This window comes from Hymenobacter ginkgonis, from assembly GCF_009755225.1.
Classification (GTDB): Bacteria; Bacteroidota; Bacteroidia; order Cytophagales; family Hymenobacteraceae; genus Hymenobacter; species Hymenobacter ginkgonis.
Window position 1 is genome coordinate 124,244 of the sequence record NZ_WQKZ01000004.1, and the last position, 12,645, is coordinate 136,888.

General features: G+C 59.0%; 11 protein-coding genes. 5 read left to right on the top strand and 6 right to left on the bottom strand.

Features of this window, described 5'->3' with window-relative positions; all coding sequences use genetic code 11:
• Positions 1–6: 6 nt before the first annotated feature.
• Complete coding sequence (locus GO988_RS16560) at positions 7–1,173, top strand: efflux RND transporter periplasmic adaptor subunit (protein ID WP_157567583.1); 1,167 nt, start codon at positions 7–9, stop codon at positions 1,171–1,173.
• 168 nt (positions 1,174–1,341) lie between these two features.
• Complete coding sequence (locus GO988_RS16565) at positions 1,342–4,635, top strand: efflux RND transporter permease subunit (RefSeq protein ID WP_157567585.1); 3,294 nt, start codon at positions 1,342–1,344, stop codon at positions 4,633–4,635.
• A 102-nt stretch (positions 4,636–4,737) separates the two neighbouring features.
• On the opposite strand, the gene GO988_RS16570 is transcribed toward GO988_RS16565, so the two are convergent.
• Complete coding sequence (locus GO988_RS16570) at positions 4,738–5,160, bottom strand: DUF779 domain-containing protein (protein WP_157567587.1); 423 nt, start codon at positions 5,158–5,160, stop codon at positions 4,738–4,740.
• A gap of 134 nt (positions 5,161–5,294) precedes the next feature.
• Positions 5,295–6,824 (bottom strand): aldehyde dehydrogenase family protein, encoded by a 1,530-nt coding sequence (locus GO988_RS16575; protein ID WP_157567589.1) that lies wholly within the window; start codon positions 6,822–6,824, stop codon positions 5,295–5,297.
• Positions 6,825–7,032: 208 nt separating this feature from the next.
• Between GO988_RS16575 and GO988_RS16580 the strand changes: the two genes are divergently transcribed.
• Complete coding sequence (locus GO988_RS16580) at positions 7,033–7,962, top strand: AraC family transcriptional regulator (protein WP_157567591.1); 930 nt, start codon at positions 7,033–7,035, stop codon at positions 7,960–7,962.
• Positions 7,963–7,993: 31 nt separating this feature from the next.
• Here the strand turns inward: GO988_RS16580 and GO988_RS16585 are convergent, their stop codons facing one another.
• On the bottom strand, positions 7,994–8,512 hold the full coding sequence (locus tag GO988_RS16585) for a GreA/GreB family elongation factor (RefSeq protein ID WP_157567594.1): 519 nt from the start codon (positions 8,510–8,512) through the stop codon (positions 7,994–7,996).
• A gap of 77 nt (positions 8,513–8,589) precedes the next feature.
• Between GO988_RS16585 and GO988_RS16590 the strand changes: the two genes are divergently transcribed.
• Both GO988_RS16590 and GO988_RS16595 read left to right on the top strand, forming a co-directional pair.
• Positions 8,590–9,792 carry an MFS transporter gene (locus GO988_RS16590; RefSeq protein WP_157567596.1) on the top strand — a complete coding sequence of 401 codons (1,203 nt, stop codon included), beginning with the start codon at positions 8,590–8,592 and terminating at the stop codon, positions 9,790–9,792.
• Positions 9,793–9,840: 48 nt separating this feature from the next.
• Entirely contained in the window at positions 9,841–10,194 is a 354-nt protein-coding gene (locus tag GO988_RS16595) for a hypothetical protein (RefSeq protein WP_157567598.1), read from the top strand.
• Between the two features lie 111 nt (positions 10,195–10,305).
• Here GO988_RS16595 and GO988_RS16600 read toward each other — a convergent pair whose 3' ends face one another.
• From GO988_RS16600 to GO988_RS16610, 3 genes are all read right to left on the bottom strand, one after another.
• On the bottom strand, positions 10,306–10,536 hold the full coding sequence (locus GO988_RS16600; RefSeq protein WP_157567600.1) for a hypothetical protein: 231 nt from the start codon (positions 10,534–10,536) through the stop codon (positions 10,306–10,308).
• 255 nt (positions 10,537–10,791) lie between these two features.
• Positions 10,792–11,646, bottom strand: coding sequence for a dTDP-4-dehydrorhamnose reductase (gene rfbD, locus GO988_RS16605; protein WP_157567602.1), 855 nt, complete (start codon positions 11,644–11,646; stop codon positions 10,792–10,794).
• Between the two features lie 46 nt (positions 11,647–11,692).
• On the bottom strand, positions 11,693–12,643 hold the full coding sequence (locus tag GO988_RS16610; RefSeq protein ID WP_157567604.1) for a TIGR03915 family putative DNA repair protein: 951 nt from the start codon (positions 12,641–12,643) through the stop codon (positions 11,693–11,695).
• Positions 12,644–12,645: the final 2 nt, after the last annotated feature.

A 12,645-nucleotide genomic window follows, 5' to 3' on the forward strand; every position in this document is an offset into this window, starting at 1 on the left:
TTTACGTTGACAACCGTTTGCCAGGCCGCCCCAGCCCTACTGCTGGCGGGGCTGCTGGCCGCCTGCGGCAAGAAAGACGCAGCCCAGCAAGCCGGGCCGCCGCCCGCCACGCCCGTGGCCATATACAAGGTGCAAGCCGAGCAAGTAGTAAGCTCTGACTCGTACCCCGCCACCGTGGTGCCGCTAAATGAAGTACAGCTGCTGGCTGAAGTAACCGGCTACCTCACTGACATTTACGTGCAAGACGGCCAGAAGGTAACCAGAGGCCAGAAGCTCTACGCCATCGACCGCACGCGCTACGCCGCTGCCGCCGACCAGGCCCGTGCCCAGTTGCAAGTAACCCGCACCAACTACGTGCGGGTGGCTAAAGATGCCGAGCGCTACCGCCGCTTGGCCGAGCAAGATGCCATTGCCCTTCAGCAAGTTGACATTTCGAAAGCCGATGTGGCCAATGCGCAGTCGCAGATTGCGGCGGCCCAGGCTTCGCTGCGAAGCGTGAATTTGGACGTGCGCCACTCGGTTATCACGGCGCCGCTAACGGGCACTATTGGCATCGCACAGGTGAAGCTTGGGGCGCTGGTGAGCCAGGACCAAACGCTCATTAATACAGTGTCGGCCGAAGACCCGATTGCGGTGGATGTCAATATCGGCGAGCAGGATATTGCCCGCTTCGCCAGGCTTCAGCAGGCCAAAGGCGTGCGGCAGGATTCTATTTTTACGCTGCAAGTACCTGGTGGCAAAACCTATAAGCTACCCGGCAAAATAGTAACCATCGACCGCGCCGTGGACCCGCAGACGGGTACCCTGCGCGTGCGGGTACAATTTCCTAACCCTCAGCGTACCCTGAAAGCGGGTATGAACACCAGTCTGCGCGTGCTCAACCAAGATACTGGCGAGCAGCTCGTTATCCCGGCCCGCGCCGTGACCGAGCAGATGGGCGAATTCTACGTGTATGTAGTGGGCGACAGCAGCAAAGTATCGCAGCGCAAAGTACTGACTGGCACCAAAGTAAAAGACAAAATAGTGGTGCGCCAAGGCCTAAAAGCCGGTGAAACCATCGTGAGCGACGGGGTGCAGAATCTGCACGAGGGGTCGAAGATTCAAGCCGGCGACCCGAGCAAGCCGGCGGGCGCGCAGGGTGCGGCGGCCGCACCAGCCGGAGGCGGGAAATAGCCTCAAAAACGCCCGTCATGCTGAGCGCAGCGGAGCCGAAGCATCTTGGCCGCTTCGTTGCTGACGATAGGAGTTAGTTCACTAGCCAAGATGCTTCGGCTCCGCTGCGCTCAGCATGACGGGCATTATTTAACTAACTGCTCACAAAGCATTTATTTTCTATCCTGAATGATATCTGACGTTTTTATACGCAGGCCGGTCACGGCCATCGTCGTGTCGATAGTGCTGGTGCTACTGGGCGTTTTGTCGCTCAAGAGTCTACCTATCAGCCAGTATCCTGATATTTCGCCGCCCGTGGTGCAGATATCGGGCAGCTACACCGGGGCTGACGCCCTCACGGTGGAGCAAACCGTGCTTACGCCCATCGAGACGCAGGTGAACGGCACGCCGGGCATGGCCTACCTATCGTCGAACGCGACAAGCGACGGCCGCATCTCGTCTAACGTGACGTTTGAAATCGGCACCAATGTCGATATCGCGACGCTCGACGTGCAAAACCGCGTAAGCGTGGCCCAGCCCCAACTCCCCGATGAGGTGAAGCGCCTGGGCCTCACGGTGAAGAAACGGAACCCGACCATTCTGCTGGTAGTGGCGCTATACTCGCCCAAGAAAACACACGACGTCAAGTTCTTAGATAACTACACCAACATCTACGTACGCGATGCCTTGCTGCGGGTGAAGGGGGTAGGCGACGTGCAGAGCATTGGCCAGGACTTTTCGATGCGTGTGTGGCTCAAGCCCGACCGCCTAGCGCAACTCGGCCTGAGCTCTGACGACGTGACGCAGGCCCTACGCGAGCAAAACGTGCAGGTGGCAGCCGGCTCCATCGGCTCGGCCCCGCAGACGGGCTCGCAAGCCTTTGAGTATTCGCTCTTTGTGAATGGCCGCCTGACCACGGTGCCGGAGTTTGAGAACATCATCGTGCGCACGAAGCCCGGGAATGGCTCCGTCGTATACCTCAAGGACGTGGCCCGCGTGCAGCTCGGCAGCTTCGCGTACTCGCAGACGTCCTTTGTGAACAGCAATCCGTGCACGATTTTGCTCGTGAACCAGGTACCCGGCGGCAACGCCCTCGAAACGGCCGAAGGCGTGTATGCGGCCATGAAACAGCTACAGGCCAAGTTTCCGCCCGATATCGCCTATAGTGTGCCGTTCGAGTCCGTGACGGTGGTGCAGGTGTCCATTCACGAGGTAGTAGAAACGCTGCTCGTGGCCCTGCTGCTCGTGACAGTGGTAGTATTCGTGTTTTTGCAAAGCTGGCGGGCCACGCTCATTCCGGTGTTGGCAGTGCCGGTGGCCATTGTGGGCACGTTCATCCTGTTCATCCCGCTGGGCTTTACCATCAACACCTTGACGCTCTTTGGCTTTGTGCTAGCCATCGGCATTGTGGTTGATGACGCCATCGTGGTGGTAGAAGCCGTGCAGCACTACATCGACACCGAAAAAATATCGGCGCGCGAGGCCACCGAAAAGGCCATGAAGGACATCACGGCGCCGGTTATTGCCATTGCGCTCATTTTGGCGGCGGTGTTCGTGCCGGTGGGCTTCATTCCGGGCATTGTGGGCAAGTTGTACCAGCAGTTTGCCGTTACCATCGCCATCTCGGTGGTGCTGTCGGCGTTTATCGCGCTTTCGCTCACGCCGGCGCTTACCTCGCTGATGCTGCGCCCTACCGAGCAAACAGCCGACTCAAAAGGCCTCAACAAGCTGTTTTACAAGTTCAACCAGTGGTTTGAACGCGTCACCAAATCATACGCCAACGGCGTGCGCCGGGCTTTGCGCTTCGCGCCACTCGTGGGTATTTTATTGCTAGGTGTGTACGGCGGCACGTTTGCGCTGTTCCGCACCAAGGCTTCGGGCTTTATACCTACCGAAGACGAAGGCCGGTTGTTTGTGGCCGTCGAGCTGCCGCAGGGCGCATCCGGCGTTCGCACGCAAGCGACGCTGGCGCAAATGGCGCAGATTATCAAAGCCAAGGTGCCGGCTATTCAGAACATGGTAGGCATCAGCGGCTTGAATGCCCTCAACTTCTCGTTTAAGTCGAGCAGCGCCACCATGTTCTTGCAAATGAAGCCCTGGGACGACCGCAAGGAAGCTTCGCAGCAGCTTTTCGGTGTGATTGCCCAACTGCAAAAGGAATTTTCGGCGATCAAAGGCGCGAATATTGTGGTAGTGCCGCCGCCTGCCATTCCGGGCCTGGGCAACACGGGTGGCTTCAGCTTTATGCTGGAGCAGCGCGAGAGTTCGCCCGACATTAAGGCCTTCGAGGCTACAGTCAACAAATTTGTGGGCGCCGCCAACCAGCGGCCCGAAATCGGGAGCGCCTACACCTTCTTCACTGCTAAAACACCTGGCTATCAGCTCACCGTAAACCGTGACCAAGCCAAGAAACTCGGCGTGCCGCTCACCAGCGTTTTCAGCGCCATGTCGACGTACCTGGGCAGTACTTACATTAACGACTTCACCAAATACGGGCGCAATTTCCGCGTCGTGGCCCAGGCCGATACCAGTTACCGCCAAGATATTACGGCGCTCAACTCGTTCTACGTGGCTAATCAGGCGGGCGGGCAGGTGCCACTCAGTTCGCTTGTTACCTACAAACTGGTGGAGAACGCGCCGCTGATTTCGCACTACAACCTGTTTCGCTCAGTCGAAATCAACGGCGACGCCAAGCCGGGCTACAGTTCGGGCCAGGCCATTGAGGCGCTGAAAGAAGTAGCCGCCCAGACCCTACCGGCCGACTACGGCTACGACTTTTCGGGTTTGAGCCGTGAGGAAATCAGCTCGGGCAACAGCACAGTTGTCATCTTCGGGTTGTCGATTTTGTTCGTTTTCCTGCTGTTGGCGGCACTTTACGAAAGCTGGTCGGTGCCATTTTCGGTGCTGTTGGCGGTGCCGCTGGGCATTTTCGGGGCCATTGTGGCCCTCACGCTGGTGCCCAAGCTTACCAATAACGTGTATGCCCAAATCGGCATGATTACCCTCATCGGCTTGGCGGCGAAAAATGCCATTCTGATTGTGGAGTTTGCCAAGGAGCGCGTGGATTGGGGTATGCCCGTGCTAGATGCCACGATGGAGGCCGTGACGCTACGTTTGCGCCCCATTATTATGACGTCGTTGGCCTTTATCCTAGGTGTCCTACCCCTCGCTTTTGCGTCGGGTGCGGGAGCCGTGTCGCGCCAAACCATCGGCTGGACCGTGACGGGCGGTATGCTGGCCGCTACCTTTTTGGCCATCTTCGCCGTGCCAGTGTTATTCTTGAATATCACCAAATTAGCTTACGGCAAAAAGAAGCTCGCCGAAATGGAAGCCAACTACAAGCCGGAGGAACACGGCCACGCGGCCCACGGCTCGCAGGAGGCAAATACGCCGCCCGAAGGGCCATCGGAAGAGAAGAAAAACGACGAGGCAACCGAAGAGCAGAAGCGAAAAGCTGAGACGCCGCCCGAGCTAGGTACTTAGAGGTACCCGAGGAAATAACTACCAATAAAAACGCCCGCTCTGCTTCATGCGTGAAACAGAACGGGCGTTTTTAGTGCCCTACCCCCGCTTTTAGCGCCAGGCTTACTGCACTTCTACCGGGTACTCATCGCCCGCAAAAATGGGGGCCATGTCCTTGGCTTCTTCCTCCGTGAAGAGACGCGAGCGAATCAGAAACCGCACCCCGAGTGGAATTTCCAATGAAAAGCTGGCGCCCCTACCCTTCGTCACATCAATGGTGAGCTGGGTGTGCTGCCAATACTCGAACTGGCTGGTACTCATGAAGAAGTCGCAGCCATGCACGCGGCCCAGCCACACATCATTACCGCCCACTCGAAACTCGCCTTGGGTAAAGCACATCGGCGATGAACCATCGCAGCAGCCGCCGCTTTGGTGAAACATGAGCGGGCCGTGCTCGTCGCGCAGCAGGTCGATGGTAGCTTCGGCCGCTGGGGTAGAAAGGACGCGGGGGGTAGGCATGGAATGGCTTTTAAGAGATGGCGACATAAGAAAGAGCGTCATACGGAACGAAGTGGAGCATCTCTACCGCATCGTTAAGCGATTGGTTTACACCCGGTAGAGATGCTTCGCTTTGCTCAGCATGACGTTCTTGTACGGATAACTAGCTCCCTACTATAAGCCTAGAAGAAACCCAGTTTCTGCTGGCTATAGCTGATGAGCATGTTTTTGGTCTGGCGGTAGTGGCTGAGCATCATCTTGTGGTTTTCGCGGCCAAAACCCGACGCCTTGTAGCCGCCGAAGGGCGCGCCGGCAGGGTAGTCGTGGTAGCAATTTACCCACACGCGGCCGGCCTGAATGGCGCGCGGCATCGTGTACAGCTCGTGCGCATCGCGGCTCCAGAGGCCAGCGCCGAGGCCATAAAGCGTGTCGTTCGCCAGCTCAATGGCTTCGGCGTTGTCTTTAAAAGTGGTTACGGACAAGACCGGACCGAAGATTTCCTCCTGAAAAATCCGCATCTTGTTGTGGCCCCGGAAGATGGTAGGCTGAATGTAGTAGCCTTCGGCGAGTGCGCCGTCTTCCTGGTGGTAGGCCTCGCCGCCCACCAGCACTTCAGCGCCTTCAGCTTTGCCGATTTCGAGGTAGCTCAGGATTTTCTCAAACTGGTCGTTCGAGGCCTGGGCGCCCATCATGGTGTCGGTATCCATCGGGTTGCCGAGCTTGATGGCCTTCACGCGGGCGATGACGCGGGCAATAAACTCGTCGTAGATGTCTTCGTGCACCAGCAGGCGCGAGGGGCAGGTGCAAATTTCACCCTGGTTGAGCGCAAACATCACGGCGCCTTCGATGCACTTATCGAGGAAGTCGTCGTCGTGGTCCATCACGCTCTTGCAGAAGATGTTGGGCGACTTGCCCCCCAGTTCCATCGTCACGGGAATGATGTTTTCGGCGGCGTATTGCAGAATAAGGCGGCCGGTAGTCGTCTCGCCCGTGAAGGATACTTTCTGCACGCGCTTGTTGCTGGCCAGCGGTTTGCCGGCTTCCAGGCCAAAACCGTTCACTACGTTGAGCACGCCAGCAGGCACCACGTCCTGAATCAACTCCATGAGCACCATGATGCTAGCTGGGGTTTGCTCGGCGGGCTTCACCACGCAGCAGCAGCCGGCGGCTAGGGCAGGCGCTATTTTCCAGGTCGCCATCAGCAGTGGGAAGTTCCAGGGAATAATCTGGCCGATAACGCCTAGCGGCTCCTGAATGACAAGCGACAAGGTACTCTCGTTCAACTCGGTAGCCGAGCCCTCTTCGGCCCGGATAACGCCGGCGAAGTAACGGAAATGGTCGATGCACAGCGGCAAGTCGGCCGCCATGGTTTCGCGGATGGCCTTGCCGTTTTCTACCGTTTCTACGGCCGCCAGGTAGGGCAAGTTGGCCTCTATAATGTCGGCGATTTTGAGCAATACACCGCTACGGGTAGCCGCAGAAGTTTTGCTCCAACTTTTGAAAGCTTCGTGGGCCGCATCGAGCGCCAGCTCAATATCCTCCTTGCTGCTGCGGGCCACTTTACAGAACGCCTTGCCGTCGATGGGCGACGGGTTGTCGAAGTACTGGCCTTTGACCGGGGCGACCCACTTGCCACCGATAAAGTTGTCGTAGTGCGATTTAAACTGTGGGCGAGCTACTACGGTAGTCGCTTTTTCGAGGGTTTCGACCATGATGGGTGGGAATTTTAACTGGTTGAGGAACAAAGCAAAGTTGGCCCTGCAAATTGCCTGGCCGGTTGTGGTATTCTCGCAAAGAATGCGGAAATTGTCGCATCTTGCGTTAGTAAGCCATCACTCACTCAAAGTAGTCGAGACTGCTGAATTAGAGCTAACGCATTGCTTGTGCTTGCTTTTTTCGTGCAACTCCTTATTCTCTCCCATGCCCACCCGCGTTCACCTACCTGCTGCTGTAGCACCGCTTGCTGTCGAGCGGCTGCATACGCTGGTTGAAAACCGTACGGTTTTTGCCCTAGAATCCTTTGAGTTGAATGTTTTTGAGACGCATCAAGCGGCCCACTTGGTGCCCCTACGGTTGGGCGGCCTGGCCCTCACCACCATGCTAAGGGGTAGGAAAGTGATGCACCTGCCCGGCCGACCGGCCTTTGATTATTTACCTGGCGAGTCGGTAGTAGTAGGGCAGGATGAGCTAATGGAGATTGACTTTCCGGATGCGGCTAGCGGCCAGCCTACGCAGTGCTTGGCAGTGGCCATTGCCCCCGAAACCATTCGCCATACCCTTGATTTGCTGAACGAACGCTACCCCCGCGCCGAAGCTCACCAGCCTTGGGCACTGGCCGGCCCCGAGTACGCGCACCTTACCAATACTCCCGAGCTAACTAGCACGCTGGAGCGCCTGCTGGCTGTGTCGTGCTCGCCCAATGCGGCCAAGGAAGTACTTGCTGGCTTCACCCTGCAAGAGCTATTGGTGCGCTTGATGCAGACGCAGGCGCGGCAGCTCATCTTTCAGGACTACGCGCGGCACCTCACTAGCCACCGCTTTGCGGCGGTTGTGCAGTATATCAAGCAGCACCTCACCGAGCAGCTATCAGTTGAGAAGCTGAGCGCTGTAGCCTGCATGAGCAAAGCCACGTTTTTCCGGGTGTTCAAGCGGGAGTTTGGCCTTACGCCGGTTGAATACATCGTGCGCGAGCGACTGGCTGAGGCCAAGCGCCTGCTGCGCCACCCACTGGCCAACGTGGCTGAGGTGTGCCTGCGGGCGGGCTTTAATAACTTGTCGTATTTCCAGGCACTGTTCAAAAAGCACGAAGGCGTGACGCCGGGCGCCTACAAGAAGCTACCGGTCTGCTAAGGGATTAGCTTACTGGCAACTCGCTGGTTAATCAGCTATACACGATGCTTACCACTTCCACTATTTCCGCTTGCGGCCCGAGGTGAAGCGTAACTTTTTGGCCCACCCGCGCGCCAGTAATAGCCCGGGCTAAGGGCGCCACGAAGCCGACTTTGCCGGCTGCTACGCCAGCTTCATCGACGCCCACAATAGTGAAGGTGCGCACCAGTCCCACCCTACCCCCGCTCACCGTGCGCAGCGTGACGGTGGCGCCGAAGCGCACTTCGGTGGGCGGCTGCGTGCTGGGCTCCACCACGCGGGCGCTGCCCAAGCGCTCGGTGAGCAGGGCCAGCCGGCCGTGCAGCAGCGACAAGCGGTGGGTGCGGTCGGTATCGTTGTCGCGGTTGGTTTCGGCCTGCGTTCGCTCGGCTTCGAGCTGTGCTAGCTCGGCACGCAGTTGGGCCAGGCCGCTGGGCGTTACGTAGTTGGGCGTGCCGGGGGGTAGGGCGGCTCGCGGGGGCACTATGGGCGGCGTCTGCGCGTCATCTTCCTTAACAAATCCTCGGCTCATAGCGTGGTTGAACGCGGGCGAACAGCAGGAGTTGCGCCGCCGGCAACCTTCGCGGGCCGTCGGTGGTTTCACTACCCATGTCCGAAGTACTAACCCCTACCCCAACCGCCAGCCGGGTCGCTGCCCTACCCCGCCTCGATGCTGCGCTGGTTTGGCTGATGGCCCTCACCTGCGGGCTGGTGGTAGCCAATATTTATTATAACCAACCGCTGCTGGCCGCCATTGGCCGCACGTTTCGTGTTTCCGATAGCCACGCCAGCCTCATTGCTACCGCTACCCAGGTGGGCTACACACTGGGCATGCTGCTGGTGGTGCCGCTTGGCGACAAGCTAGAGCGCAAGCGCCTGATGCTGTGGATGCTGCTAGGCGCCGCCGGCTGCCTGGCGGCGGCTGCGCTGGCCCCCACTTTTGGGCTGCTGGCGGCAGCTAGCGTGCTCATCGGCATTTGCTCGGCGGTGCCGCAATTGCTGCTGCCCATGGCGGCACACTTGGCCCCCGAGGCCGACCGGGGCCGCATTGTGGGGCGCGTGATGAGCGGCTTGCTCATCGGCATTTTGCTGTCGCGCACGGTGAGCGGCTACGTGGGCGCGCACCTGGGCTGGCGCATGGTATTTGAAGGCGCGGCCGGGCTGATGATAGCCCTGGCTGCTCTGCTGGCCTGGCGCCTGCCCACCGACCAGCCGGCTTTCCAGGGCACGTATGCCTCGCTCATGCAGTCGCTGTTTACGCTTACCCGCGAGCTAGCACCGCTACGGCGCTCGGCGCTGGTAGGGGCCAGCATTTTTGCCGCGTTCAGCGTGTTCTGGACTACCCTGGCTTTCTACTTAGAGAGCCCTGCCTACCATTACGGCAGCGATGTAGCGGGCTTTTTTGGGCTGGTAGGCGCTGTAGGAGCCCTTGCCGCGCCGCTAGCCGGCAAAACCGCCGACACGCGGGGGCCGCGCTACGCCATTACGCTCGGCATTATTATGGCGCTGGGAGCCTACATGGTGCTGGGGCTGAGCGGCGGTTATTTGGTGGGGCTGGTAGCGGGCGTTATCCTACTTGATGTGGGCGTGCAAGCCGCGCACATTTCCAACCAAACGCTGGTTTTCTCGCTGCGCCCTGAAGCTCGCAGCCGCCTTAATACGGTGTATATGACGGGTTATTTCACAGGCGGCTCCATTGGCTCGGTAGTCGGGGGCTTGGCTTGGATGCACTACGGTTGGCCGGGCGTGTGCACCATTGGTGGTGTATTTGTAGCCTTGGCGCTGGTGCTCCACCGCTCGTATGGGCGGTAGTTTTATAGCTGGCCCTACCCCCTCCGTTCGTTTAGAGAGCAGCATCCTATGGTTCTTGGTTTCAACGAAGCATTTATTCCGGCTATCGTGGCGGGCCATAAAATCCACACCATTCGCGCGGGCTACCGGTGGCAGGCAGGAGACGTGGCGCAGTTCTGCGCCCGAGCCCGGCAACCCGACCAGTACGAGTTCTGGCCGCCACTGCCCATCTTAAGCATCCAAAATGTTGAGCTAACCGCTACTAGCCTGCGCGTTGACGGCCGCCTACTTGGCCCAACCGAGGTACTAGCCCTCGCGCAAGCCGATGGTTTTGCCACTACCGCCGAGTTGCTGGGGTTTTTCGCAGACCAGCCGTCGCCTTTCTTGGGGCAGCTTGTTCACTGGACTACCAAGCGGTACTAGCCCGCGGCCAGCTTACTACCTGGCAGTCGCGGCTGGCTGGGCAACAAAAACGAAGCAGCCCCAAACTTCACATGAAATTTGGGGCTGCAACACTTTAAGCGCGCTGATTATCTAGCGGCGGCCATACACGGGGCCGCGGTCGTGGCGGTGCTGCGCTTCCCAACGGGCGCGCTGCTGGGCCAGTTGGCGAGCCCGTTCGCGCTCAAATCTTTCGTACCGAGCCCGCTCGCGGGGCGACATGCGGCGTAAATCACGGTCGTGGTCGAAGGAAGGAGCGGCCGAGGCAGCAGTAGTAGCGAACAGTACCAGGGCGGCGACAAACGAAAAGAGGGAAGTTTTCATGAGAAAGGGCAGGTAAGAAAAGTGAGGAAAGAAGAGCGACGCGTCTGACCTTTCCAAGGCAAGCCCTGTGCCAAGCCCAATATCATTAATTCCCAGCCTTTTAATTAACTTATTGAAAACAAGCACAATATCTAATTACTTCATCCTACAAACATCGACCAACCTGGCTAATGTGCCGCCAAAAGCCTTCGCGGCTTGCCACCAGCGCGGCCGCTTGAGCGCTGAACAGCGCTAAGGCAAGGCAGTAACAGCGCCCTACCCCAGCCGCGATAGGCAGGTTTGTAAGCTGGTGCGCCAGTGCGGAATGGCCACGCCCAGCTGCGTCTTGGCTTTGGTTTTGTCCATCACCGAAAAAGCCGGGCGCGTGGCTTTAGTCGGGTACTCGGCCGTGCGGATGGGGGTAGTCTTCACCGTCGTCTGGCTCAGCTCGAAGATAGCCGTGGCGAAGTCGTACCACGACGTAAGCCCCTCGTTGCTATAGTGATAGATACCGTATTGCTGGTTCTGCGTTTCGATGATGGTGAGGATACAGCCCGCCAAGTCGATGGCATAAGTGGGCGTGCCCACCTGGTCCCAGATAACGCGCAGCTCGTCGCGCTCGCGCCCCAGCTTGAGCATCGTTTTCACGAAATTGTTAGCGTATTCAGAGTACAACCAGCTGGTACGTAGCGTAAAAAACTTAGCCGTGTGCGGCGCAATCACCTGCTCGCCCTCTAGCTTGGTGAGGCCATAGATACTGATGGGCGCGGCCTCGTCGGTTTCAACCAATGGGGTGTTGCCGGTACCGGCAAACACAAAATCGGTCGAAATCTGGATGAGCGTGGTGCCGTACTCGCCGCACAGCCGGGCCAGGTTTTCGACGCCGTCGCGGTTGACTTTGCGCGCCAGCTCTACCTCGTCTTCGGCCTTATCCACGGCCGTGTAAGCAGCGCAATTGATGGCATAAGCCGGGCGGTACTGCTCAAACAGCTCTTTGAGGCCCTGTGGGTTGAGAATGTTTGCCTGCGCTTCAGGCGGGAAGACCATATCGGCCGTATTTCTTTCCTTCGCTACGTGCGCCAAGCACTGCCCAAGCTGGCCCGAGGCCCCAAAAACGAGTATGCTACCCATGAGAATTTTCGCGTGTTTTGGCCGCAAGTTAGTGCGCCCTACCCCCTTACAAGTGCTCGTTGCCTGGCCCTAAGGCTGGCAACGTGGGCCCAGCCGTGGGCGAACGCTTGTTTTTAATGGGTTCAAAGCGACGTTCGCGAGGCTGCTTTTCGCTCAAGTATTTCCAGTAGCGCTTGGGCATTTGGCGCTGGTGGAGCTTGATATTCTTGCGCTCAGGGATGTTGACGTGGTCGAAATACGCCTGCCAAAGCAGCTTAAACAGCGGTTCGCGTTCGTCGAGCACTGTGGCCGACACTTCGCCGCGGCGCGGGGCCGCGCCGGCCTCGGCAAACTCCACGATGTCGGTACGCGTGAGGTCGTAGAACAAGCCGTAACGCCGTTTCTTATCAAAAATCAGCCAGCGCTGGTCGGCATAGCGCTTGGTGAAGTGGCTGGCAATGAGCGGCAGCACATCCATATCGGGCTCGATGGTTGCGTGGAACAAGCCATCCTGCGCCTTCTCGAAGCGCACAAAAGCTTCCATGCGGTGCTTCTCGCGAAAGAGCTGCTGCGCCAAGCGCTGCCCCCGGCGCACAGTGGCGTCGGCGTAGTTGGTCGAGATGTCGCGGCCGGCGCGCAAGGCCGCGTCTGCATAGCGAAAAATAAGCAATTCGCGCTCCGCATCCTCGCTCAAAAAAACGTGGTAGAGGCGTGCCCGCGCCTCCTCAGGCATGAAGCGCAGCAAGCCATCCCAGGTGCGAGCAGCCAGGGCTTCGTCCGTATCAATGGCCACGGCTTGGGCAAAAAGCCCCCCCTGCGCCGCGCCTTCGGGCTGAATGCTATTGGGCGCCGAGCGGCGGTCGTAGATGCGGAATAGTACCGTAAGTAGCCCCTCAAAGCTGCCATCGTAGGTATAGTCGGCGGGTGGGTTGCGTAGCTCCGGGGCGGGCGGGCGCGGGGTAGCGGGGCCCACGGCCTGGCTGGCCTCGGGGCGGCGAAGGGGGGTAAGGCGGCTCAAGC

Coding starts and splice junctions, on each gene's coding strand:
- GO988_RS16580 (WP_157567591.1), top strand. CDS start 7,033: ATGCCCACCCGCGTTCACCTACCTGCTGCTGTAGCACCGCTTGCTGTC.
- GO988_RS16570 (WP_157567587.1), bottom strand. CDS start 5,160: ATGTCGCCATCTCTTAAAAGCCATTCCATGCCTACCCCCCGCGTCCTT.
- GO988_RS16575 (WP_157567589.1), bottom strand. CDS start 6,824: ATGGTCGAAACCCTCGAAAAAGCGACTACCGTAGTAGCTCGCCCACAG.
- GO988_RS16600 (WP_157567600.1), bottom strand. CDS start 10,536: ATGAAAACTTCCCTCTTTTCGTTTGTCGCCGCCCTGGTACTGTTCGCT.
- rfbD (WP_157567602.1), bottom strand. CDS start 11,646: ATGGGTAGCATACTCGTTTTTGGGGCCTCGGGCCAGCTTGGGCAGTGC.
- GO988_RS16595 (WP_157567598.1), top strand. CDS start 9,841: ATGGTTCTTGGTTTCAACGAAGCATTTATTCCGGCTATCGTGGCGGGC.
- GO988_RS16590 (WP_157567596.1), top strand. CDS start 8,590: ATGTCCGAAGTACTAACCCCTACCCCAACCGCCAGCCGGGTCGCTGCC.
- GO988_RS16585 (WP_157567594.1), bottom strand. CDS start 8,512: ATGAGCCGAGGATTTGTTAAGGAAGATGACGCGCAGACGCCGCCCATA.
- GO988_RS16565 (WP_157567585.1), top strand. CDS start 1,342: ATGATATCTGACGTTTTTATACGCAGGCCGGTCACGGCCATCGTCGTG.